This window comes from Coprococcus sp. TF11-13 (genome assembly GCF_003481085.1).
GTDB lineage: Bacteria > Bacillota > Clostridia > Lachnospirales > Lachnospiraceae > Coprococcus > Coprococcus aceti.
In genome coordinates, this window is sequence record NZ_QUKK01000001.1 from 417642 (window position 1) to 443375 (window position 25734).

Below are 25734 nucleotides of genomic sequence, written 5' to 3' on the forward strand. Positions count from 1 at the left end.
TTTTAATATAATATATTTTGAAAAATTGTGTTTATATGTTAAAAGGAGCTTTTATGGTAACAATACAGAATTATGTACGCGCACAAAGTATTGATGAGGCATATGAACTGAATCAGAAAAAGGGAAGCTGTATTATCGGAGGAATGCTCTGGACAAAAATGCAGGATCGCCTGATACAGACAGCCATAGATATGTGTGATCTGGGACTTGATAAGATTGAAGAAAAAGAAGACGAATTCATTATTGGTGCAATGGCATCACTCCGTCAGATAGAGATGCATGACGGATTAAACAAATATACACATGGTGCAGTATGTGAAGCTGTGAAGGATATTGTGGGAGTTCAGTTTCGGAATCTCGCCACGATTGGCGGAAGCATATGGGGACGTTTCGGATTTTCGGACATTCTGACAGTTTTTTTAGCTATGGATGCATTTGTGGAGCTTTATCATGGTGGTATGATTCCTCTCAGGGAATTTGTTGGCATGAAACAGGACAGGGACGTGATTGTACATCTGATCATCAGGAAAACTCCGGGAGTTTTTGCTTATGCATCAGTCCGCAATCAGAGAACAGATTTTCCTGTCATTGCATGTTCGGCATCATGCGTGGATGGAGAATACCGTCTGGCTGTGGGAGCAAGGCCTGGAAGGGCGATGCTTGTTCTGGATGAAGAAGGCTTGCTCACAGGGGGACTTTCTGATGATACAGAGAAAGCATTTGCCAATTGGGTTTCTGACAAGGTTCCGGTTGGAAGCAATCATCGTGCTGGTGCAGAATACAGAAGCCGTCTGATACGTGTGCTTGGGCAGAGATTATTGAAAAAGATTGAGGAGGAGCAGCAGTGGAAATAAAAGTTAAATTAAATGGGAAATTCGTCTCGGGAAATATAGCTCCTGATATGCTCCTTATAGATTTTCTGCGCGATCATGGCTGTTATAGTGTGAAACGCGGCTGTGAGACGTCAAATTGCGGTCTATGTACAGTGCTTATGGATCAGACCCCTGTCCTTTCCTGTTCGATGCTTGCTGCCAGGGCAGATGGACACGAGGTGCAGACCCTTGAGGGCCTTCAGGATGAGGCGGCAGAATTTGCCGGGTTCATTGCTGATCAGGGTGCTGATCAATGTGGTTTCTGCAACCCGGGTTTTGTGATGAATACAATAGCTCTTCTCAGAGAAAATCCTGACCCATCGGATGATGAGATCAGGGCATATCTTGCCGGGAATCTGTGCAGATGTTCTGGATATGAGGGACAACTGAGAGGAATCCGAAATTACTTAGACAGTAGAATTCCTGCAGATGACAGACAGTAAAGGGGTGAACTCATGGAACATAAAAAATATAATGTAGTTAATAAATCCGTTAGAAAAAAAGATTCTATGCAGTTACTTCTTGGCAAACCGGTATATGTGGATGATATCACTCCCGGTGATGCACTTGTTGTGAAACTGCTTCGCAGTCCACATGCGAATGCTATTGTGGAGGATATAAATGTCTCCATAGCAAAAAAAATACCCGGAATAGTAGATATTTACACATGGCAGGATGTGCCAAATAGCCGGTTTGCAATAGCAGGACAGACATATCCTGAGCCGTCACCGTATGACAGACTTATTATGGACCGCCATGTGAGGTGTGTGGGCGATGTGGTTGCAATCATAGCAGCTGAGGATGAAAAGTCAGCAATCAAGGCTATGAAACTCATAAAGGTAAAATATAAAATCTTAGAACCTGTTCTGGATTTCCGCAAGGCAAAGGATAATGATATATTGGTTCATCCTGAGGACGACTGGTTCCCGCCGGTTCAGGTAGGAGGCGATCCGAAACGCAACCTGATAGCAAGCGATGTAGGCGGTGATGGCGATGTTGATGCTGTTATAGCTGACTGTGATGAGGTACTGGAGAACAGATATCATATGAGAGCCTTTAACCAGGCTATGATGGAGACTTTTCGAACGTATACACACCTTGACCGTTATGGAAGGCTTCATGTAATTTCTTCTACACAGATCGTGTTTCATGTACGTCGTATTTTGTCAAGAGCGCTTGGCATTCCAAAGAGCAGGATCAGAGTGGAAAAACCACGTATAGGAGGCGGATTTGGAGCAAAGCAGACAGCGGTAAGTGAGGTGTATCCTGCATTTGTGACCATGAAGACAGGACGTGCGGCCAAGATCATATTTACGAGACAGGAAAGTCAGATCGCAGGTTCACCGCGCCATGAGATGGAGGTGAGTGTTCGTCTGGGAGCAGACCGCGATGGACATATAAGGGGACTTGATCTGTATACGCTGTCCAACACAGGAGCGTATGGGGAGCATGGACCTACAACAGTCGGACTTAGCGGGCATAAGTCAATTCCATTATATACGGGAGGTCTTGAGGCATATAGGTTTGGATATGATGTTGTATATACGAACACTATGGCGGCTGGTGCATACAGAGGCTATGGGGCTACACAGGGAATCTTCGCACTTGAGTCTGCGGTGAATGAACTTGCGGAGAAACTGGGGATAGATCCGACCGTGATCCGTGAGCAGAATATGCTGCGCGAGGGAATGAAGATGCCTGCGTATTATGGTGAAACTGCAAATGCGTGTGCTCTTGACAGATGTATGGCCAGATGCAAGGAGATATTTAACTGGGATGATAAATACCCTGTCAGGGACATGGGAAACGGAAAAGTCAGGGCTGCAGGAGTGGCAATGGCCATGCAGGGTTCTTGTATATCGAATGTGGATGTGGGATCTGCAACGGTCAAGCTTGCGGATGATGGTACATTTAACCTGATAATCGGTGCTGCAGATATGGGAACCGGATGTGATACTATCCTTGCACAGATGGTTGCGGAGTGCATGGACTGCTCGGTTGATGACGTGGCGGTATTTGGAGCAGACACAGATGCTTCACCGTATGATTCCGGCTCATATGCTTCATCCACTACGTATGTAACAGGAAAGGCTGTGGAGCTTGCCTGTGATAAATTGAAGAAGAAGCTGTGCGCAATTGCAGCAGGAATGCTTGGATGTGAACAGGATGAAATGTATTTCGAAAATGGCAGGGCATATCGGACAGGAACAGATCAAAGCGTTTCCTTGGCTGATATAAGTGTTAAGGATCAGGTCGCAAATGATATTGCCGCTGTAGCTACAGTCTCTCATTCATCTCCGGTTTCGCCTCCTCCATATATGGTCGGAATGGTTGAGATAGAACTTGACAGATATACAGGAGAAGTGAAGATATTGGATTATGCTGCAGTCGTGGATTGTGGCATAGCCATAAATCCGGCACTGGCACGTGTTCAGGCGGAGGGAGGCATAGTTCAGGGAATCGGACACACTCTGTTTGAGAACATCACCTACAATGCGAAGGGATGCCCGATAGAGTCGAGTTTCATGCAATACAAGATACCAACCCGTCTGGATATGGGACATTTGAGAGTGGAATTTGAAAACAGCTATGAGCCTACAGGTCCTTTTGGAGCCAAATCGATAGGGGAAATAGTTATCAACACTCCGGCACCTGCTATTGCACATGCCATATACAGGGCGACAGGTGTATGGCACAGAGAACTGCCAATCACACCGGAGAAGATTCTTATGTCCATGCCGGAAGAGTGATTGGAGATAACATAAGCAGAATAACAAAATCTGTAATATGAAAAAAATATACAGGAGAAAACAACAGATGAAAAATAAGTTTAAACTTTCAGAAACAGCATTCCAGCTTGATGGAAGGATGCCTCTTTCCCAGGCGATACCTCTTGGACTTCAGCATGTCCTTGCAATGTTTGTCGGAAATTTGACACCATTATTGATTATCACAGGAGCATGCGGACTGGTCGGTGGTGAATTTGCTGATCTTCAGCTTTCACTGCTTCAGAACGCAATGCTTATCGCGGGAGTTGTCACCCTGATACAGCTTTTCTCAATAGGACCTGTTGGAGGAAAGGTGCCGATCATTATGGGTACATCTTCAGGTTTTATAGGAGTATTCAACAGCGTGGCGGCAACCATGGGCGGTGGAGTGCTTGCGTATGGTGCGATTATGGGGGCATCCATTATCGGTGGCCTGTTTGAGACTGTGCTTGGCTTTTTCCTGAAGCCATTGCGCAGGTTTTTCCCGGCTGTTGTAACAGGTACAGTGGTTTTATCCATTGGACTCAGCCTTATATCGGTGGGAATAAATTCATTTGGAGGTGGAAATAATGCCGCAGACTTTGGCTCCATGGAGAACCTTCTGCTTGCAGTATTTGTCCTTGTGGTTATTCTTTTCTTTAAGCACTGGACAAAAGGATTTTTGAGCTCATCATCGATTCTTTTTGGAATAATCGCAGGTTATATCGCAGCGATCATAATGGGACTTGTTCTTCCGAGAACAGGTATAACTGCTGATGGTGTGGAATATACAAAAGCCTGGGTGCTGAACTGGGACAAGGTGAAAGATGCTTCCTGGTTTGCGATTCCACAGCTCATGCCTGTAAAACCGGTGTTTGATGTGCGCGCAATCCTTCCTGTGCTCATAATGTTTATTGTTACAGCGGTGGAGACTGTAGGCGATATATCAGGTGTTATGGAAGGTGGTCTTGGAAGGGAAGCCACAGACAAGGAACTTTCAGGTGGTGTGATGTGTGACGGTCTGGGTTCATCTCTTGCAGCTGTGTTTGGAGTCCTTCCAAATACATCGTTCAGCCAGAATGTGGGACTTGTAGCCATGACTAAGGTCGTCAACAGATTTGCGCTTGCAACAGGAGCGATATTCCTGATATTATGTGGCCTTTGCCCTAAACTTGCAGCACTGGTATCGATCATGCCTCAGTCAGTGCTTGGCGGAGCTGCGGTTATGATGTTTTCTTCGATAGTTATCAGTGGTATTCAGCTCATAACAAAGGAACCATTAAGCGCACGCAACCTGTCCATAGTTTCGGTAGCACTGGGCGTGGGCTATGGAATGGGAGCCAATCCTGGTATTCTAGCAAATGCTCCTCAGCTGCTCCAGCTTGTTTTTGGAGGCTCAGGAATTGTTCCTGCGGCAATGGTTGCAATTCTGCTTAATATTATACTGCCTAAAGAAAAGTAGTAATAAGGAACGTCCCTGTTATATATAACAAAAAGTTGCGCTACAAAAGTAGTTGTTGATAACAAAAAAATATGCTAACATAAAAATAGTAGTTTCCGAATGTATGTTCGACATAGTATAATATATACTGTATATACATTTGAGACTGCTATTTTTTAGCTTGAAGAAAAATATATAGTAATAAAACATATTCGGTATGGAGGAGAAGTTATGTACCTTGTGATAGACGTAGGCGGAACATTTATAAAGCATTGTGTGATGGACAGAGATGCTGAGATTATGGAGAAGAACAAGGTTCCGACTCCCGGAAGATTTGGGAATGGTTTAGATAATATACAGCAGGGACTCGATGCATTTCTTGACGTAATTCAGGGCATATATGATGACTATAAGATAAAATATGATATACAGGGAATAGCTATTTCACTTCCTGGACAGGTGGATGTGGATAACGGAATCTGTTATGCCGGCGGAGCGTTGCCATACCTTGACAAAGCACATGTAGGCGAGCTTGTAAGCGAGAGATGCGATGGACTTAAGGTAGCGCTTGAGAACGACGGCAAATGTGCAGCATTGTCGGAGATATGGCAGGGAAATGCAAAGGACTATAGCAGCGCAGTTGTATTGGTATTTGGCACAGGTGTCGGTGGAGGAATAGTCATAGACAGAAAGATACTCCACGGCAGAGGTATGGTTGCCGGTGAGATGTCGTACCTGTTTGAGGATGTGAACAGGGATAATATAGACAAACTTGTACCGCTTGAGGCGAATCTCAAGAATACAAAGAAACATGTAAAACTTCCGGACAATGTCACCTGGACGATGCAGGCATCGGTAAGCTCACTCAGAAGAGAGGTGGCAGCAGTCAAGGGCATGAGGGAAGATGAAGTGTCAGGTGAGATGATATATGAGTGGGAGACTGCCGGTGATAAGGCGGTCATAGATGTGCTTGAGGACTGGTATCTGAACATCGCGAAGCACTGCATGAATATACATGTCATTCTTGCACCGGACATCATACTCCTTGGAGGTGGAATCAGTGCGGAACCGAGGTTCATACAGGGCGTGAAGAAGTACGTGGATAAGCTTGCAAAATTTTCAGTGATCTATAATGAGATGCAGGTTGGACTGTGCAAATTTGGCAACGATTCCAATCTCATAGGAGCACTTTTCAACTATCTTCAGAAGTATGAGGGTGCCCACTAGATAAGAAAACGGAGATCATATCAGGATGAAACACAATGACGGAAAAGAGACGGACATCAGAATGAAGCACAATGACGAAAAAGAGACTGACATCAGAATGAGCGCAGAAAAGAGTAAAGAAAGAAGCATAGAAAAAAGCATAGAAAAAGGCAAAGAAAAAGGCAAAGAAACGAATACAGAAAAGAACACCGATTATAGAAAAAAATCGCACGAGATGGATATGTTAAATGGTTCACTGGCGCTTAAGATGCTTATATTTGCCATGCCACTTGCCGCCAGCAGTATACTGCAGCAGCTTTTCAATTCGGCAGATGTAGCTGTGGCAGGAAGATTTGCAGGAAGTGATGCCCTGGCGGCCGTTGGAAGCAATGCGGCGGTTGTTGCCCTGTTTGTGAATGTGTTCGTGGGGCTTTCAGTGGGTGTGAATGTTCTTGTGGCCCATTATATAGGCCAGAACAAAAAAGATTCCATAAGCAGGTGTGTGCATACCAGCGTGAAGTTTGCCCTTATATGCGGAATAGTTATGCTTGTTGCGGGAATGTTTGTGGCAAGACCGATTCTTGAGGCCATAGATACCCCTGAGAGGGTGCTGGATCAGGCTGTACTTTATTTGAGGATATACTTTGTGGGAATGCCGTTTATCATACTTTATAATTTTGGAGCGGCTGTGCTCAGAGCTATAGGTGATACAAGGCGTCCGCTTTACTGCCTGATAGTTTCAGGTGTACTCAATGTTGTACTCAACCTGTTCTTCGTGTGTGTGTGTAAACTTGGAGTGGCAGGCGTCGGCATGGCAACGGTCATATCAAATGTTGTCAGTACGGGAATAGTCATGTATATATTGATGCATGAGGAAGGTCCACTCAGACTCGATATAAAGAATATACGAATAGATAAAGTGCGCCTGGGAAAGATACTCAGGATAGGAGCTCCATCAGCGATACAGACGGCAGTTTTCTCATTGTCAAATGTGCTGATACAGGGCGGAATCAACAGCTTTGGTCCTGATGCTGTGGCAGGCTCATCCACGGGTCTTAATTTTGAATATTTTGCATATTTTGTCATATCCGCATACGCACAGGCAGCAGTGACATTTGTGAGCCAGAATTATGGTGCAGGTGAGAAGGAGAGATGCAGAAAAGCTCTCAGGATTGCCATGTTAGAGGGCATGCTTATGACGGCTGTGTTCAGCAGTGTCATGATGCTTTCAGGGGATTTTCTTGTGAGATTTTATACAACAGATACAGAGGTTATAAAGTATGCACTTATAAGAATGAAGCATGTCATGCTCCTTGAGGCGATGACAGGAACATATGAGATGACAGCTGCGGCACTCAGAGGCCTTGGCAGATCCATGCTGCCGGCTATTATAACAGTTGTGGGTTCAGTAGTGTTCAGGATCATATGGATATATACGGTGTTTGCGCGATATCATTCTTTTGGCATGCTTTTGAACGTGTATATAGTTTCATGGATAATAACAGGTACGGCGATGATAATCGCCTACATACTCGTATCGAGGAAAGTGCTGGGGCATACACGGGCCGGCGGGAAAGCTGCTGAGACGGCTGCTGTATAGTATGTGACCCAAGGCACATAAGCATCAGAAAGAGAAGATTAAGACTGAGCAAGAAGTGACAGGGGGATTGGCTGTGGATAGGGATAAGAAAGATAGAACGTATATTGCGATAGATCTGAAATCCTTCTTTGCATCGGTTGAATGTGTTGAGCGCGGACTTGATCCACTGACCACCAATCTGGTAGTGGCAGATGCGTCGAGAACAGAGAAGACCATATGTCTTGCTGTTTCCCCGTCGCTGAAGAGCTATGGTATACCTGGAAGAGCCAGACTGTTCGAGGTGGTGCAGAGGCTTAAGGAGGTCAATGCCAGCAGGAGAACACTTTCACCCGGTGGAAACTTTTCCGGGGAGAGCTGCGATTCCAATGAGCTTGCGGAGCATAATGAATTTGCGGTTTCGTATATAGCCGCTCCGCCACGTATGGCATATTACATGAAGTACAGTACGGATATATATAACATCTATCAGAAGTATGTAGCACCAGAGGATATGCATGTGTATTCCATAGATGAGGTGTTCATGGATGTGACGGATTATCTTGGGATATATAAGATGAGTCCGCACGATCTTGCCATGACGATCATACAGGATGTGCTTGCACAGACCGGTATAACAGCAACAGCAGGGATAGGAACGAACCTCTACCTGTGTAAGATAGCGATGGATGTTGAGGCAAAGCATATAGCCCCGGATAAGGATGGAGTCAGGATAGCAAGTCTTGATGAAATGTCGTACAGACAGAAGCTGTGGAATCACAGACCGCTCACAGATTTCTGGAGGGTGGGAAAAGGATATGCGAGAAAACTTGAGAGTCATGGACTTTATACAATGGGGGATATCGCCAGATGCTCACTGGGACATGACGATGAGTATTACAACGAAGATCTGCTGTACAGATTATTTGGTATAAATGCAGAGCTGCTCATAGATCATGCATGGGGCTGGGAGCCTTGTACCATTGCAGATATCAAGGCTTACAAGCCGGAGAGGAACAGCATAGGTTCAGGACAGGTGTTGTCATGCCCATACGAATATGAAAAAGCCAGACTTATTATCCGTGAGATGACGGATCTGCTCGTGCTGGATCTTGTGGATAAGAATGTCAAGACAGATCAGATGGTCATAACAGTGGGGTATGATATAGATAATCTCAAAAAGAACGCTGCGGGAGCGAAATTTTCCGGAGAGATACAGACAGATATGTATGGGAGAAAGATACCGAAAAGTGCCCATGGAACGGTGAATCTTGGAGAGTATACATCATCTACACAGGTCATCATGGATGCGGTGACCGGATTGTTTGAAGAGATCGTAGATCCTTTATTGTATGTCAGAAGGATATATGTCACGGCGAACAATATCATATCGAATACTGCGGCACATGAGAAACAGTCAGCAAGGCAGCTCAGTCTGTTTGATGATTTTGGAGACGGGGCAGCAGAGACGGAGAAAAAGCAGCAGGATATGAAGCGGGAGCAGAGCATGCAGAAAGCGATGATAGAGCTCAAGAAGAAATTTGGCAAAAATGCAGTCCTTAAGGGAATGAATCTTGAGGAGGGCGGTACGACGATAGAGAGGAACGGACAGATAGGCGGTCACAAGGCTTAGGAGGGGCTTATGGAAGATAATTACGATGACATAATACAGCTTACACATCACGTGTCCTCTGTTCATCCGCACATGTCTATCCATGACAGAGCAGCACAGTTTGCCCCATTTGCCGCACTCACAGGACATGGAGCAGCCATAGCGGAGACTGCAAGGCTCACCGATGAGAAGTTGGAGCTGGATGAGAGTCAGAAAATGGTTCTTGATCAGAAACTGTTGAATATAATGCATAATGCAGACAAAAAATGTGTGAGTATAGAGTATTTTGTAAAGGATGACAGAAAAGCTGGTGGAAGATACGAACATGTGTCGGGATATATACGCAATGTTGACGTATATGGGAAAAAGATAGTTATGGAAGACAGAACCGAGATACCGATAGATGATATATATGATTTAAATATTGATCAGAATGGAGATGTATATTTGCATGAATAGAGAGACTATGGTGATAGCACACAGAGGAGCGAGTGCCCTTGCGCCTCATGAGAATACACTTGAAGCGTTTCAGATAGCTATAGATCTGAAGGCGGATATGGCGGAGTTCGATGTGAGGAAAACCAGTGATAATATACTCATAGTATTTCATGATGGAACTATAGACGGCAGAAAGATAGGAGATATGACATACAACAGGATCAACGATATTGCATCAAAAGAAGGCTACAGAGTGCCTACGCTTGACGAAGTCCTGGAACTCTGCAGCGGAAAGATATGTCTTGATATAGAATTAAAGGAGAGCGGATACGAGAGGCGTGTCATAGATCTTGTCAAGGGGAGATTTGGATACGGTGAGTTCTCGATAAAATCCTTCAAGGACAAAGTGTCGTACAATGTGAAGGCCATAGACCCGAGGATAAAGACCGGACTGCTCGTCGGTAAGAAAAAGGCTAAGCTCGGTGTCAGATTGAATGAGTATTTTCCTGAGAGAAGAATGAGACGGTGTAAAGCGGATTTTATATCGCCGAATTATCTTCTCTGCACGAAGAAATTTGTGAAGAGAATGAAGCGCAAGCACATACCGGTATATGTGTGGACTGTGAATGATCCACACTGGATGAGACGTATGTGCAGACTGGGCGTAGATGCAGTGATAACAGACCGCCCGGATATAATGCGTTGAAAGACCTAGAAATATTTGTTATATTATTTTATAGGTGGAGGAGTTGGACATAGGAGGATAATATGAGCAAAGTACTATACTTTGATTACGCGGCATTCTGCGTGTTTACTCTTATCATGGTCTCAGTCATCATGAAGAAGATGACCAGAGGCAAATTAAACAGGCAGTTTCAATTTGTTCTGACCATTGCAATGGTTGCCACAGCGTTTGATATAGGCGCCATCGCATTTGACAATATGGGTGAAAGGCATGTAGTCACCCAATACATATTCCATACGGGATATCTCTTTTTCCATGTCGTTTCATCGGCTATGTATGCCGCTTATGTGGTGAACATAGTGGATGCCATACATATATTCAGAGGTAAAGTGAAGAGTTTCATACTGGCACTTCCAACGTTGCTGTGCATGACCATGCTCGGAGTTAATTTTTTCACTCCGTGTGTATTCAGTATAGGCGGACAGGGAGAGTACAGAAGAGAGTTTTTCATGACATTTCTGTATGCTGCCGGAATATTTTATATGATTCTGGGCTTCATGGTTGTTACGAGATATCACAGGAGACTTACAAGAGGAAGATTTGTATCAACCATAGCGATATTCCCATTGGTTGTTGTTGCGGCCGTATTTCAGATGTTTAACCCGGATATTCCGATTGAGATGTTTGCAAATGCGATTGGATTACTGTTCGTTGCGTTGCTGATACAGAGTCCGGAGCAGGTTATAAGCAGTGCCACGGGCCTGAACAAGATCACAAGATACATGGACGACGTGAGAAATTCTCTGGATAATGGCCTTGATATAACGGTAGTTATGATAACTATGGAGAATGACAAGACTCTTCGCGGGATTCTGGGAGTTGAGGAATATCATAAGCTGCTCAGGGAGATCTCTGAAGACTTTTTAGAGTGGAGCAGACCATACGGATATGATGTTGAGTGGTATTATCTGGGAACCGGAATGTTCAGATGTGTCATGAATCAGCGTATCAAGGATCAGGCTGAGGATTTTGCGGAGCGGATAAACGAGAAGCTGAAGAAGGGATATAAGTATAATGATATGTTTATAAATCTATTGCCGATAATATGTATCACCAGATGTCCTCAGGATATAGAGGATGTTGACAGTGTGATGCGGTTTGGCGGTGAGCTTGCTGAGCACGAGTATACAGGCCGTGTTCTCTATGCCAGAGATATCTATAACAAGGAAAGATATGATCTGATGCGGGACATGGACATGATACTTGAAAAGGCATTTGCCGAGAACAGGTTTGAGGTTTACTATCAGCCGATATACAGCATAGATTCTGGAAAATATAACAGTGCTGAGGCACTTCTGAGATTAAATGATGATATGTATGGATACATTTCGCCGGAGATATTTATCCCTGCTGCGGAGGAGAATGGAATGATCCATAAGATAGGTAAGTTCGTTCTTGAAGAGGTGTGCCGTTTCATAACTGGAGAGAAATTCAAGAATCTCGGACTGGAATATGTTGAGGTGAATCTGTCGGTCATCCAGTGCATGAGCAGTGAGTTATCAGAAGACGTGCGGGCGGTGATGGAGCGTTACGGAGTCAGCAATGAGCAGATAAATCTTGAGATTACTGAGACTGCGGCTGCCTATGCTCAGACGACAATAATGGACAATATCAACAGTCTCACAGATTATGGTATTGCATTCTCACTTGACGATTTTGGAACAGGTTATTCCAATATGAAGAGGATAGCATCCATGCCGTTTGCGATAGTTAAGCTGGACAAGACATTTGCGGATATAGACACAGATGACAAGATGATGAAGGTTGTCAAGAACACCATAAGCATGGTTAAGGATATGAATATGAAGATCGTAGTGGAAGGCGTGGAGACGGAGGAATCCCTCAGGGAGTTCAGCAATCTTGGAGTGGATTACATTCAGGGCTATTATTTCTCAAGACCATTGCCACAGGATAAGTTCATATCAGAGGTGAAGAGAGTTAACCAGAGCTAAGAGAAAGGACGGCGTATGACAGATATAGAGAACCGGGTCGTTGATGAGGTAGAGAAGGTCGTAAAGGGAAAAAGAGATATAATAATCAAGGTCTATGCTGCCATACTTGCGGGTGGACATATACTGCTTGAGGATATCCCGGGTGTGGGCAAGACCACTCTTGCAACGGCATTTGCCAGAACTCTGGATATGAAATATAACAGAGTCCAGTTTACACCGGATGTTCTGCCGAGTGACATAATGGGATTTTCCATGTACAATGCAAAAAGCGGTGAGTTTGAGTACAGAGAGGGTTCAGCGTTCTGTAATCTGTTCCTTGCGGATGAGATAAACCGAACATCGCCTAAGACTCAGTCGGCACTCCTTGAGATCATGGAGGAAAAACATGTGACAGTCGATGCTGTTACAAGGGAACTTCCACAGCCTTTCACGGTCATGGCAACCCAGAATCCGGTTGGTTCGTCGGGAACGCAGATGCTTCCGGAGTCCCAGCTTGACAGATTCATGGTGAGACTTTCCATGGGATACCCATCCCACGAGGCTGCAGTGCAGATACTTAAAGGTCAGGAATTTGTACCTATGGACAGTGTAGAGAGAATAGTGACGAGAGATGAACTGATAGGTCTTCAGGATAAGGCGAGAACTTTGAGTGTGCATGATTCAATATTTGATTACATAGTGACTCTGGTTGAGGCTACCAGGGAGAGTGAGCTCTTCTCGATGGGAGCAAGTCCGCGAGGCGCAAATGCACTTCTGCGGATGAGCAGAGCAATGGCGGTGCTCTCTGGAAGAGAATATGTTGTGCCGGGAGACATAGCAGAGGTGTTCAACGACGTGCTTGGGCACAGGGTAAAGCTTGCAGCCCGTGCCAGAGCTAATGGAATGACTGTCGCAGAGGCTCTGGATGAAGTGAGAAGTCAGGTTAAGGTTCCAAGGACTTAGAACTGAGAACATAAGAGATATAAGTAAAGGAGGATCAGCGGATGAAGTACGCATGGCATGTATTCAAATACATTCTCGTGTTTGTTATAAATCTGTTGATCCTTCTTTTTGTGCATTCATATTTTAATTTCATAGTTATGATACTGATGATAGTTCTGCCGGTCGTGTCAATAGTATGCACCTTTGTGCTTTCAAGGCATTTGACTGTAAAGTTTGGCGGCGGGGAGCAGAACCTTACGGTGGACTCGCCATTTCTCGTATCGGTTGTGCTCGACAACAGTAGCATTATTCCGAATATGAACACAGAGATAGAGATAAGCATGGAGAATGATCTTTTCCATACAAATGGCAGGCATACGCTGTGCATACCTGCATATTCGCGCAGTGCGAATGTGGTGGACTACCAGATAGCCCAGTCGTATGTAGGTGCACTGGAGGTGAAAGCGGACAAAATATGTGTTACTGACTGGCTTGGATTTGTGAGGATAAAGAGCAAATGCAACTCGGTAAAAGAGTACAAGGTTTTCCCTTCCGGAAAGGTTGATGTGGAGGCGGATATGACCGCGGTTTCACAGGGGATGAACGAGGCTGAGGAGAGCCGGAAAAAAGGTCATGATTTCTCCGAGGTTGTGGATGTGAGAGAATACCAGCCGGGGGATAAGCTTCAGAATATACATTGGAAGCTGTCAGCAAAAAAAGACGTGCTGATGGTAAAGGACAGAGAGAGCATGTCGTCAAGCCAGCTCATGATATTGGTAGAGCTTGCCGATGATGAGACACATATATTGAATGATGTACTGAAATCCGCCTACGGCATGGCTGTAAGTTTGTTGGATGAACAACTGCCGTTTACATTCTATTACTGGAGCGGCGCGCAGGGCGATATAGTCAGGACTTCGATAGACAGCAGGGATGATCTCGCTGAATGGATGGAGAAGATCTTTTATGAGCAGGCGTATGCAGATTTTGGCTATGGGTTATCGATGCTTGAGAAGAATCTGGATTCTGACAGAAGGATCATAGTTGTTTCCGGCGATATGAGAGCGGATGGCAATGTAGTGTTTACATATGGAGATCGTGTGAAAGGATACATAATTGGGTAGAATCTTTGGTAAAAAAAAGAAAACTGAAGACAGGAAAGCGGTAGAATTCTGTGAAGGTGTAAGGCTGCTCAACGATCCGGAGATCACAGATGGAGGCAGAGAAGGCGCGGATTACAGAAAAAGAAAGCTGCGCAGAAGAAAATCGGACAGCAGAGGTATTGCTACAAAATGCCTGCTGGAGATATTTATCATAGGTGGTTCAATGTGCGGCTTTTTGTCGTGTATAGATATGGCGTACGGTGTTCCCGTTATATTTCTGGCGTATGCGCTGCTGGCCATGTACTTCTGTGGTCTGTTCAAATCAGGCAAGGTGTGGGTGAGAGATGTTGGATATGTCATATTTCTTGTCGCTTTTGTCCTGTTCATCATGCTTCTCAGACGTTATATAAACAGTGGATTTTATGCTATCGTAAATGAGTTTCTGGATCATGTGACTGATTATTATGGAGCCCAGGAGGTTAAGGTATTCTCCGAGACTTTGTCCAACAGGATGCTCACTGTTCCTGTGGCAGCCATCGCTATAGGCTGTGTAGAGATAATAATCCTCAACATTTTCCTTAACACGAATATGAGTGTGTTCTGGGCAGTGTGGTTTTCACTTCCTGTGTTTATATTACCATTGTTTTTCAGGCTTGAGCCGGATGTTATTTACATGTTCATGGTATCCACAGGACTTTTGGGAGTTATCTGCCTTAAGGGAAATGGTCACTTCCGTATAACTGACAAGGACAGTACGTTTGAATATGATGAGAAGAAGCGAAGATTCAGTTACAGGCATAGTGACAGGGCGTCTCTGCAGCTTGCGGTCGGTGTGGCGGCTGTATGTATATTGGTGGGAAGTGCGGTTATTCTTGTCAAGCCGCAGCAGACTTATCTGTACAGGTATCGTGATAGCTCGGCGAAGAACAAGATCGAAGGCCCGCTTGGAAACTTCATCATGTATGGATTTGAATCCCTAAGGAATTCGGCGAATACCGGAGGACTTGCGAATGGAAAGCTTGGTGGCGTGTCGGATGTCACACTTGATGGACAGACGGATCTGGTAATCACATTTGCACCATATAGCACAAACAGGATCTATCTGAAAGCGTTCGTTGGTGATGAGTATAGCTGGGATCATTGGGACAGAGATAAGGATGGCGACTATCCGTCACCGGTCAATTCTGAAGGACATGCCAGAGGACGAATGGATATACAGAACATAGATGGCGCCGGAGATCTAAAATATTACCCTTACTACACTGATATAGAAGCCATGAATACTTACAAAGAGGGCGATTCATTGTACAGTGTGGAGTACAGTCCATCCGCTCTGGCTGAGCCGGTTATGTCGTCGGTGGATGACAAGTATCTTGAGATTCCAGAGGAGAATATGGATTCAATACGAAGATTCTGTGAGAGCGCAGGAATCACGGAAAAAGACAGTGTGGATAATGTGCTGCAGAAGGTGTATATATACTTCCTGGAGAATTATCCGTACACACTGCATCCGGGAGCCACGCCGAGGGATGAGGATTATGTCAATTATTTCCTTGATACCACGAAGAAGGGCCTGTGTGCCAATTATGCCACTGCGGGGGCACTGATCCTGAGATACATGGGGATACCCACAAGATATGTGGAGGGGTATGCCGTGGATTACACCGAGATCCTTGACGGAACAATGCTCGATGAAGAACAGTTCAGTTACGATGATTATTATTCAGGCTCATCAGAGCTTGGAAGAACGGCTGTTGTTCAGGTGGATGTGGACGATGGCGGAGCTCATGCGTGGATAGAGGCGTTCATACGTGGCAGATGGCAGGTCGTGGAGCTGACACCTCCGTCGAGTGAAGATGAGGATGAGATCCAGGATGATTTCTGGTCCAGATTTGGAAGATGGCTAGTAGGTGATGACAGCGGAGATACCGGAACAGATACGACCGGCACAGCATTTTCACTTGGAAATGCCGTGTGGATAATATATGTTCTGGCGGGATGTATAGCATTTGCAGTGCTCTTGTTTGTGGGGCGTATAGCAGTCAGGAAGATAGTTCGTTTTGTGGGTTATCACAGGAGAGATAAGACTGGAAATGTGATAGCTTACTATAGGTATATGTGTGATTATGCAAGACTTGCGTCGGATGATTTTTCGAAGGCGGGAAATCACAGGCAGCAGCTTGAATATTTCTGTAAGGGCGCAGATCCGGCGGAGACTGAGGACCTTGCGGCATATATGGAAGGCATAAGCTATGGCGGCGAGGTGTCCGGGAACGAATATGTACAGCGTATGGGAGAACTTCGGGTGCTGTTCAGGAGCTTTAGGAGACAGGTTCCTTTTATGAAGAGGATATACATATTCCGAATGTTGTAGTATAGTTGACAGGTAGCAATGGATAATGGAGGTATAAGAGATGCTTGGAATCATAGGTGCGATGGACGAGGAAGTCGCAAGACTGAAAGAGATGATAGATGGGCTCCAGGTCACAGACAAGTGTGGCATGAGCTTCTACAAAGGACAGATAGAAGGAACGGATGTCGTGGTCGTAAAGTGCGGTGTCGGCAAGGTCAATGCGGCCATGTGTACCCAGTCGCTGATCGACATGTATGGAGTGTCAGCTATCATCAACACCGGAATAGCCGGATCACTGGATGCTGACATAGATATAGGAGACATCGTTCTGGCTACGGATACCGTGGAGCACGATATGGATGTATCCGCCCTTGGATATGAGCCGGGTGTGATCCCTGATACAGAGCTGAGCGTGTTCAAGACCAGCGATGAGCTGCTTAAGATAGCACAGGACTCAGTGGATGCAGCAAATATAGGAGTCAAGGTGTTCACTGGAAGAGTGGTGAGCGGCGATCAGTTTATCTGGAGCAAGGACAAGAAGAAATGGCTTGTGGAGACATTTGGTGGAAGATGTGCAGAGATGGAGGGCGCGGCCATAGGACATGTTGCAGTGCTGAATAAGGTTCCGTACCTTGTTGTCCGGGCCATATCGGACAAGGCTGATGACAGTGCAGAGATGGATTATCCTACATTTGCGGCAAAGGCTATAGAGAACAGTGTAAACATGATGACAGAGATAATAAAGAGATATGAGGTGAAGTAGACATGGATAAGATAGCAAGTTTTCAGATAAATCATCTTCTCCTGAATCCGGGCATTTATGTGTCGAGAAAGGATAAGGCTGGGGATCAGATCCTCACAACATTTGACATAAGGATGACAAAGCCGAATTATGAGCCGGTTATGAACACTGCGGAGGTTCATACCATAGAGCATCTCGGTGCGACATTCTTGAGAAATAATGAAGAGTATAAGGACAGGGTCATATACTTTGGACCTATGGGCTGCAGGACGGGATTTTATCTCATACTCGCAGGCGATTATGAGTCGAAGGATATAGTGGAGCTTATGATATCAATGTTCGAATTCATAAGACATTATCACGATCCGATCCCTGGAGCAAATCCAAGAGAGTGCGGCAATTACCTGGATATGAATCTCGGTATGGCGAACTATCTTGCAGAGAAATTCCTGTCACAGGTTCTGTATGATATAGATGACAGCAGACTTAATTATCCAGAGGGTTAAATTCCAATTTACAAATGAGATCAAAATATACAGACCATGTAAAAAACGGGTGATTTTCAGTGGAAATTCGCTTTGTTGAGGAATGTTTGCCATTCTATTGACAATGAAGCTTGCGTGCTTTTTAATGCACGTAAGCTTTTTTTGTGCACATAAAACAGCTAAACAGATTCATGAAGACGGCTCTTACCGGATACGGTTATGAATGGGCTGAAACTCAAACAGAAAGGAAGAGATTATGAAAAGATTGTATGTATATAAGATTCTGCTGGCTGTTCTTCTGGCCGTATGTGTGGCCGGTGTGGTTTTTTATCATAGGTTCAGTACAAGGTCAAGTGCTGACGAACTGTATGCCGGGGAGAAAAGCAGGCATACTGATGTTATGGCCACCTCAACGGATGGAATTGCGGCTATGGCCGGATATGAGATAAGTTATGAAGATGTGGACTGCATCCTAAGCGGCGATGTGGTGTTTTACAATGGGATGCCATACACGAGGCATTACACGGTGCATAAGGATGGTGTAGAGTACAGGGCATACTGCGGCGATCATAAGAAAAATGAAGTTAAGAGCACGGACAAGGTGGCATTTTCCGTGACAAATAACAGACTGCTTCAGAAAGCGTTTCTGTATGGACCGGGAAGTGAATATGCGTGGTCTGGTTTTAAGGGGGTGTCCGCAGATCACAGACAGCTCATCATGACACTGACTTTGAATTATATAAGACATGGACAGTATTTTGACGTTATAGACGAATTCTATAAATACATATCGGAGACAAAGCGAGATGAGATCGTCCTTCAGGGAGATCAGGCAGATATAGAGATAATAGATGATGGAAGCAAAGAGAATTACGGTAATTATGTAAGTCTTAAGGATTATACCGGTTATGTGGATAAGAAGACTGGTGAGAAGAGAAGAAGAACCAGGATAATGAGGTGTAAGGCAGATGCTGAGAATGGAGTGAGGATCTCGGTACCGGCGGATACATGGCTCCATATCAGGAAAAGCGGAGAAAAGGAGTTCACCATCCACAAGACAGGTAAGGTAACTATAATGGGAGGCGACAGATTCTTTTTCAGTGCTGAGAAGGCTTATAAGGGAACGGGCACAGTAAAGTCTGGTAAAGGGATCCCTGGAGTTACAGTGTATACTGTAGATTCCACTCAGGTAGATGATGACCAGCAGTTGTTATTTGGAACGGTAGCTTCAAGCAGTATTTCTATGGATATTGAATGGACGGGAGAGAAGCCTGTTCTTGGAAAGTTCAGTCTGCACAAGACCGACAGAGATTCCGGCGTCGGTGTGGGAGAAGCTCTGTACAATATTGAGATGGAAGTGAAAAACGGCACACAGAGTCTGCGCACTCTGGTGGCTCAGATAGAGACTGATGAGAATGGACATGGTATAGTTGTGATGTCAGAATATGGCGGACTTGGAACCTATGAGATCACAGATATGCCGTTCGGAACATACAGGATATATGAGGAAAGGGCTCCGTACAACTATGAGAGAAACAGTGCTGTGGCACAGCTCGTTATAAACGAAGAAGGAGAATTCCTGTCCGTGGATGGCAAGGAGGTCAGTACATCCACGGAGCTTGAAATAAGCTGGGAGACTTGGGACAAGGTGATCTCAGGCAAGATTGATCTGAGCATATACAAACAGGATGCGGAGACGGGAGATAAATCTCAGGGAGATGCTGTCTTGTCAGGGGCTGAGTTTACAGTCAATTATTACAGGAATTTTTATAATTCCGTGGACGAGCTCCCAGAGAAGCCGAATCAGAGCTGGACGCTTAAGACGGATGACAGCGGTAAGTGCGGCCTTGAGGATGTGGTTTTGCAGACGGGAACAATCACGGTTCAGGAGACAAAAGCCCCAGAAGGGTACACGCTTGTGAATTCAATATTTAAAAGCGCAAAGGATGGCAATATTATAAAGGATAGTTCAGATGGAATATATCTGGACAGAATAGAACAGGATGGCGACACTGTTCGTCTGGTAAATGGCTACGAGCTTGTGGTCGGGAACCATGTCGTAAGAGGTGACTTCAAATTCAAAAAAGCGGATGCCGAGGATGGGACAGCGATCGCAAATGTGAGATTCCTCGTCGAGAACTCCGATGGCACCCAGTCTGCGGAGATAACAACTGATGCCAATGGCGAATACTCCAGTTCTACGGATGATATCTGGTTTGGGGATGGAAAGCCGGACAAGACCAAAGGATCACTGCCGTATGGAGAGTACACATTGACAGAGCTTCGTTGTGATGCAAATAGGGGAAAGTATAAGAGCATTGCTCCGATAAAATTCAAAATAGATTCAGATGAGTGCGTGTTTGATCTTGGGGACATAGTTGATGAGAGGATGCCGGAGATAGAATCTGTGGCGAAGAACAGTGAAGACGGATCGAAGTTCATTGATCCGGATGCGGAAACTGCAGATATCACGGACACGGTGAGTATGAAAGGGCTGGATATCGGGCACAGATATAAACTGAGCGGAAGCGTTGTCTCACAGGAGTCGGGCAGACCGCTTGGGGCAGATGGATCAACGTCAGATAAATGTTTTACCGCAGATGCAGAGGAGATGACTGTGGATGTGAATTTCAGTTTTTCGGCTGACAGCATAAGTGGTTCGGCTCTTGTCTGCTATGAGGTGCTTACGGATGAGGATTATGATGGCGAGGTCGTAGCTTCACATGAGGATGTGAACCTTGCTTCACAGACAGTTTATACAAAAGAAAAAGAGAAGATCAGAGGGAGCATAAGTGTCCACAAGACGGATGATATTCTGGAGACACCTCTTGCGGATGCGGAGTTCACATTGTACAGGGCATCTGATCATGAAAAGCTCATGACAAAAAAGACTGACAAAGCCGGCAGTGTAGAATTCACCGGACTCGAGCCGGGAGAGTATTATATAAAGGAGACCAGAACTCCCAAGGGTTATATTGCCGACCCGGGGGTAAATTCTATACCGGTGAGCGTGCCGGAGAGTGCAGATGAGCCACCGGTGATAAATGTCAAAAATCACTATGGCATGGTGCATATACTCAAGACGGATCAGGAGGATGGCAGTCCGCTTGCCGGGGCTGTGTTTGGCATATATGATGACCGGGGTGCTCTGATCGCAAAAGCTGAATCGGAAGAAAATGGACAGGCTGTATTTTACGGACTTTCCAGAGGCACGTATAGCATAGAGGAGTTAGCTGCCCCGGAGGGGTACGAAAAAACAGACAAAAAAATTCAGATAGACACATCAAAAAGTGAATATACCATGGATGATCCGGTGATCATAACAAATCATAAAATAAAAGAACATCCATCACCCGACACGCCAAATACTCCTGATACGCCGGACACCGGAGATCGGGATCCTGTTTCGAAGGTCATACTGCTTATGTGCTTTGCCGTAGTTTCGGTTGCGGGAATCGTATTTTACAGGAAAAAATTTACCGGAGAATCAAAATGACAGTAATAATAACATGGGACAATGTGGTTGACCTTTAGATTTATAAGTGATAACATACAAAATGGACTTGTATAAATAATAAATATCACGTGAGGTGCGAAAGATGAGTAAAAGTTTTGATGATTTATTGGCAAAGGTTTCACAGTGCAGCAGAAAGACAGTTTCAGTTGCAGTAGCACAGGATGCGCCTATTCTTGAGGCTATAAAGGCTGCAAAGGAGAAGGAAATCGCAGACGCTATACTTGTAGGTGACGAGGCTAAGATCAGAGAGATCGCAGATCAGATAGGTATGGATCTTACAGGTTATGAGATCATAAATGAGCCGGATGATATTGAGGCTTCACTTAAGGCAGTGAAACTTGTTCATGATCATAAGGCTGACATGTATATGAAGGGACTTCTCTCAACAAAGGATTTCCTGAAGAGTGTCCTCAACAAAGAGGTTGGCCTCAGAAATGGTAAGCCACTTTCACATGTATGTGTATTTGAGATCCCTGGTATTGACAGACTCCTGTACCTTACAGATGTTGCGTTCATGACTTATCCTTCACTTGAGGAGAAGAAGTCGATCATAGAGAACTCTGTAGAGGTTGCTCATGCGTGCGGAATACCTTGTCCAAAGGTTGCTCCACTTGCAGCAGTAGAGGTTGTAAATCCTAAGATGCCTGTAACAGTAGAGGCTGCTGAGCTCACAAAGATGAACGAGAACGGTGAGATCACAGGCTGTATAGTTGACGGACCTCTTTCAATGGATCTTGCGATCGAGCCAGAGGCAGCTATCCATAAGGGAGCTACAGACAGAAAGATCGTTGGAGATGCCGATATCCTTCTGTTCCCAGACATACATGCAGGTAACCTTGTATACAAGACACTTGTTCATACAACAAAGTGTAAGAACGGATGTATCATAACAGGTACAGATGCTCCTGTAATCCTTACATCAAGATCAGATACATTTGAGGTTAAGCTCAACTCAATAGCACTTGCAGCAGTTGTTGCAGAGTCACTTAAGGCAAACAAATAAGCCATACATAAAAAACATTTGGAGGTTTAAAAAATGTCATATAAGATTCTTATAATAAACCCAGGTTCAACATCGACAAAGATCGGTGTGTTCGAGGACGAGACACTTCTGTTTGAGGAGACACTCAGACATACAACAGAGGAGCTTGCAGGCTTCAATATGATAGTAGATCAGAAGGACTTCAGAAAGAAGGTTATTCTTGATGTCCTTGCTGAGAAGAACTTTGACATCAAGACACTTGATGTATGTGTAGGACGTGGTGGAATGCTCAAGCCAATCCCAGGCGGTACATACGCAGTAAGCGATGACCTTCTTGAGGATCTTAAGATCGGTAAGCAGGGCCAGCATGCATCAAACCTTGGTGGTATCCTCGCAAGAGAGATCGGTGATGAGCTCGGAGTTCCTTCATACATCGTAGATCCAGTCGTTGTTGATGAGCTTATGCCATCATCAAGACTTTCAGGAGTACCTGAGCTTCCAAGAATAAGCGTGTTCCATGCACTCAACCAGAAGGCAGTAGCCAAGAGATATGCAAAGGAAGTTGGCAAGAAGTACACAGACCTGAACCTCATCGTAGTACATATGGGTGGCGGTGTATCAGTTGGTGCCCATGATCACGGTAAGGTAGTAGATGTATACAACGCACTTGACGGTGACGGTGCATTCTCACCAGAGAGAGCAGGTGGCGTTCCTTCAGGAGCACTTGTAAAGATGTGCTTCTCAGGCGAGTATACACAGGCTGAGGTTATGAAGAAGCTCGTTGGAAAGGGCGGCTTCAACGCTTACATCGGAAGCAACGATGCAAGAGATCTTGAGAAGCTTGTCAATGAGGGCGATGAGCATGCAAAGCTTGTTCAGGATGCATTCTATCAGCAGGTTGCCAAGGATATAGGTGGTATGGCAACAGTTCTCAGAGGAAAGGTTGATCAGATAATCCTCACAGGTGGAATCGCATATTCAAAGCACACATGCGAAGAGCTTGAGAAGAGAGCAGGATTTATCGCTCCATTTACAGTATATGCAGGAGAGGATGAGCTTCTTGCACTTGCTCAGGGCGCACTCAGAGTCATGAATGGCGAAGAGGAGCCAATGAAGTATTAAGAGAAAAGTGATTTTCAGATAAAAAGTTCATGGCATATAACAGAAATTGCCATTATAACATAAGCCGTATTGTTAATAATACTAACAAGACGAAAGTCTTAAATAATTATTTCAATATGGAGGTACAGGGTTATGGCAAGTTCAAACTCTAACAAGACAAGTGTTCCAGAGGCAAAGAGTGCTATGAACAAGTTCAAGATGGAGGTAGCCAAGGAGATCGGTGTTGATCTTAAGGATGGCTACAATGGAGATTTAACATCAGCTCAGTCAGGTTCAATCGGTGGCGAGATGGTTCGTCAGATGATCAAGAGACAGGAAGAGCAGATGTCAGGAAGATAAGCCTGGCTTATAATCTCCGTTAGATCTACGAACAAAAAGAAGACCTGGTGTATGATCCATACATCAGGTCTTTTGTGTCGTGAAAACTTTGTATTATAATAATAGTATAATGGACTGGACAATCATTTGCACATTATGATATAATCGATGATTGATGTGGACTTTGTCCACACATATAAACAAGAAAAAGATAAATGGATGCTATCTGAGTGCCTTAATTGTAGGGCTTAAGGCACCATTTGCACATTTCAAGGAGGAAATAAAAAGATGAGTTTCACAGTAGAAAAGCTTGAGCACAGCATGGCAAAGCTTACAATCACAGTACCTGCAGCAGATTTTGACAAGGCAATGACAGCAGCTTACAACAAGACAAAGAACAGATTCAATGTTCCAGGCTTCCGTAAGGGCAAGGTGCCAATGGCATTCATCGAGAAGATGTATGGCCCGGAAGTATTCTATGAGGATGCTGCAAATGCAATGATCAACGAGTATTATCCAAAAGAGGCTGTAGCTTCAGAGCTTGAGATCGCATCACAGCCAGTTATTGACGTAATAGAGATGGGCAAGGGCAAGGATTTCGTATTCACAGCAGAGGTTGCTGTAAAGCCTGAGGTTACACTTGGCGATTACAAGGGAATCGAAGTTGAGAAGATCGACGTTGAAGTAACAGATGATGAGGTTCTTGAGGACATCAAGAAGGAGCAGCTTCAGAACGCAAGAAAGGTACTCGTAGAGGGAAGAGCAGCACAGCTTGACGACGAGGTTACTCTTGACTTCGAGGGTTTTGTTGATGGTGTTCCATTTGATGGTGGAAAGGGTGAGAACTACAAGCTCGTTCTTGGCTCACATTCATTCATCGATACATTTGAGGATCAGCTTGTTGGTAAGAACATCGGAGAGGATGTTGAGGTTAACGTAACATTCCCAGAGGATTACCAGGCTGAGGAGCTTGCAGGAAAGCCGGCAGTATTCAAGTGCAAGATCAACTCTATCACAGAGTCACAGCTTCCAGAGCTCAATGATGAGTTCGCAAGCGAGGTAGGCGGATGCGATACACTTGACCAGTACAAGGAAGAGGTAAAGCAGAAGATACTTGCAAAGAAGAACAGAGACGCTGCAAACGAGAAGGAAGCAAAGGTTCTTGACAAGGTTATCGAGAACGCAACTATGGATATTGCAGATGCACAGGTTGAGGATATGCAGAAGAGAATGAAGGATGAGTTCGCTCAGACACTTCAGTATCAGGGAATCAGCCTTGAGCAGTATATGCAGATCGTAAACGTTACAGAGGAGTCTCTCATGGAGAGAATCAAGCCGGACGCACTCAAGAGAATCCAGCAGAGAGCAGTTCTTGAGGCTGTAGTAAAGGCTGAGAACATTGAGGCTACTGACGAGGAAGTTGACGAGGAGCTTTCAAAGATGGCAGCTCAGTACCAGATGAAGCTTGAGGATATCAAGGGATTCATGGGCGACGCAGAGAAGGACAGCATCAAGAAGGATGTAGCAGTTAAGAAGGCTGCAAAGCTTCTTGTAGATGAGTCAAAGGAAGTTTAATATTTTAACAGACAGATTGGCTTGATA

Annotated in this window: 20 protein-coding genes; all 20 read left to right on the forward strand. The window is 44.9% G+C overall.

Features of this window, described 5'->3' with window-relative positions:
* Positions 1-53 precede the first annotated feature (53 nt).
* The 20 genes from DXD11_RS01820 to tig all read left to right on the forward strand — a co-directional run bounded on the left by DXD11_RS01820 (position 54) and on the right by tig (position 25707).
* Entirely contained in the window at positions 54-854 is an 801-nt protein-coding gene (locus DXD11_RS01820; protein WP_118757654.1) for an FAD binding domain-containing protein, read from the forward strand.
* The gene (locus DXD11_RS01825; RefSeq protein ID WP_055144146.1) at positions 845-1315 is read left to right on the forward strand and encodes a (2Fe-2S)-binding protein; all 471 of its coding nucleotides are present in this window, start codon (positions 845-847) and stop codon (positions 1313-1315) included. Before DXD11_RS01820 ends, DXD11_RS01825 begins: the two co-directional genes overlap by 10 nt.
* A gap of 12 nt (positions 1316-1327) precedes the next feature.
* On the forward strand, positions 1328-3622 hold the full coding sequence (locus DXD11_RS01830; RefSeq protein WP_118757655.1) for a xanthine dehydrogenase family protein molybdopterin-binding subunit: 2295 nt from the start codon (positions 1328-1330) through the stop codon (positions 3620-3622).
* A gap of 67 nt (positions 3623-3689) precedes the next feature.
* Complete coding sequence (locus tag DXD11_RS01835) at positions 3690-5081, forward strand: uracil-xanthine permease family protein (RefSeq protein ID WP_118757656.1); 1392 nt, start codon at positions 3690-3692, stop codon at positions 5079-5081.
* Positions 5082-5291: 210 nt separating this feature from the next.
* A complete protein-coding gene (locus DXD11_RS01840) occupies positions 5292-6287 on the forward strand; it encodes an ROK family protein (RefSeq protein WP_055272778.1) in 996 nt (331 codons plus the stop codon).
* 25 nt (positions 6288-6312) lie between these two features.
* Positions 6313-7866 carry an MATE family efflux transporter gene (locus DXD11_RS01845; protein ID WP_243105795.1) on the forward strand — a complete coding sequence of 518 codons (1554 nt, stop codon included), beginning with the start codon at positions 6313-6315 and terminating at the stop codon, positions 7864-7866.
* Between the two features lie 73 nt (positions 7867-7939).
* Positions 7940-9475, forward strand: coding sequence for a Y-family DNA polymerase (locus DXD11_RS01850; RefSeq protein WP_118757657.1), 1536 nt, complete (start codon positions 7940-7942; stop codon positions 9473-9475).
* 9 nt (positions 9476-9484) lie between these two features.
* Entirely contained in the window at positions 9485-9913 is a 429-nt protein-coding gene (locus DXD11_RS01855) for a hypothetical protein (protein WP_055222821.1), read from the forward strand.
* A complete protein-coding gene (locus DXD11_RS01860) occupies positions 9906-10598 on the forward strand; it encodes a glycerophosphodiester phosphodiesterase (RefSeq protein WP_055222819.1) in 693 nt (230 codons plus the stop codon). The genes DXD11_RS01855 and DXD11_RS01860 overlap by 8 nt, the downstream gene beginning before the upstream one ends.
* Before the next feature lie 62 nt (positions 10599-10660).
* Positions 10661-12589 (forward strand): EAL domain-containing protein, encoded by a 1929-nt coding sequence (locus tag DXD11_RS01865; protein ID WP_118757658.1) that lies wholly within the window; start codon positions 10661-10663, stop codon positions 12587-12589.
* A 15-nt stretch (positions 12590-12604) separates the two neighbouring features.
* Positions 12605-13531: an AAA family ATPase gene (locus tag DXD11_RS01870; RefSeq protein ID WP_022216037.1), complete on the forward strand. Its 927-nt coding sequence runs from the start codon at positions 12605-12607 to the stop codon at positions 13529-13531.
* A gap of 41 nt (positions 13532-13572) precedes the next feature.
* Positions 13573-14634 carry a DUF58 domain-containing protein gene (locus tag DXD11_RS01875; RefSeq protein ID WP_055272783.1) on the forward strand — a complete coding sequence of 354 codons (1062 nt, stop codon included), beginning with the start codon at positions 13573-13575 and terminating at the stop codon, positions 14632-14634.
* Positions 14627-16987: a transglutaminase-like domain-containing protein gene (locus DXD11_RS01880; protein ID WP_118757659.1), complete on the forward strand. Its 2361-nt coding sequence runs from the start codon at positions 14627-14629 to the stop codon at positions 16985-16987. Before DXD11_RS01875 ends, DXD11_RS01880 begins: the two co-directional genes overlap by 8 nt.
* A gap of 40 nt (positions 16988-17027) precedes the next feature.
* Complete coding sequence (locus DXD11_RS01885; RefSeq protein ID WP_022216034.1) at positions 17028-17729, forward strand: 5'-methylthioadenosine/adenosylhomocysteine nucleosidase; 702 nt, start codon at positions 17028-17030, stop codon at positions 17727-17729.
* A gap of 2 nt (positions 17730-17731) precedes the next feature.
* Positions 17732-18214 (forward strand): S-ribosylhomocysteine lyase, encoded by a 483-nt coding sequence (locus DXD11_RS01890; RefSeq protein WP_015534167.1) that lies wholly within the window; start codon positions 17732-17734, stop codon positions 18212-18214.
* A 235-nt stretch (positions 18215-18449) separates the two neighbouring features.
* On the forward strand, positions 18450-21689 hold the full coding sequence (locus tag DXD11_RS01895) for a SpaA isopeptide-forming pilin-related protein (RefSeq protein ID WP_118757660.1): 3240 nt from the start codon (positions 18450-18452) through the stop codon (positions 21687-21689).
* 103 nt (positions 21690-21792) lie between these two features.
* A complete protein-coding gene (ptb, locus tag DXD11_RS01900) occupies positions 21793-22713 on the forward strand; it encodes a phosphate butyryltransferase (protein WP_118757661.1) in 921 nt (306 codons plus the stop codon).
* A 33-nt stretch (positions 22714-22746) separates the two neighbouring features.
* A complete protein-coding gene (gene buk, locus DXD11_RS01905) occupies positions 22747-23814 on the forward strand; it encodes a butyrate kinase (protein WP_015534166.1) in 1068 nt (355 codons plus the stop codon).
* 132 nt (positions 23815-23946) lie between these two features.
* A complete protein-coding gene (locus DXD11_RS01910) occupies positions 23947-24153 on the forward strand; it encodes an alpha/beta-type small acid-soluble spore protein (RefSeq protein WP_015534165.1) in 207 nt (68 codons plus the stop codon).
* A 267-nt stretch (positions 24154-24420) separates the two neighbouring features.
* Positions 24421-25707 (forward strand): trigger factor, encoded by a 1287-nt coding sequence (tig, locus tag DXD11_RS01915; RefSeq protein ID WP_015534164.1) that lies wholly within the window; start codon positions 24421-24423, stop codon positions 25705-25707.
* Positions 25708-25734: the final 27 nt, after the last annotated feature.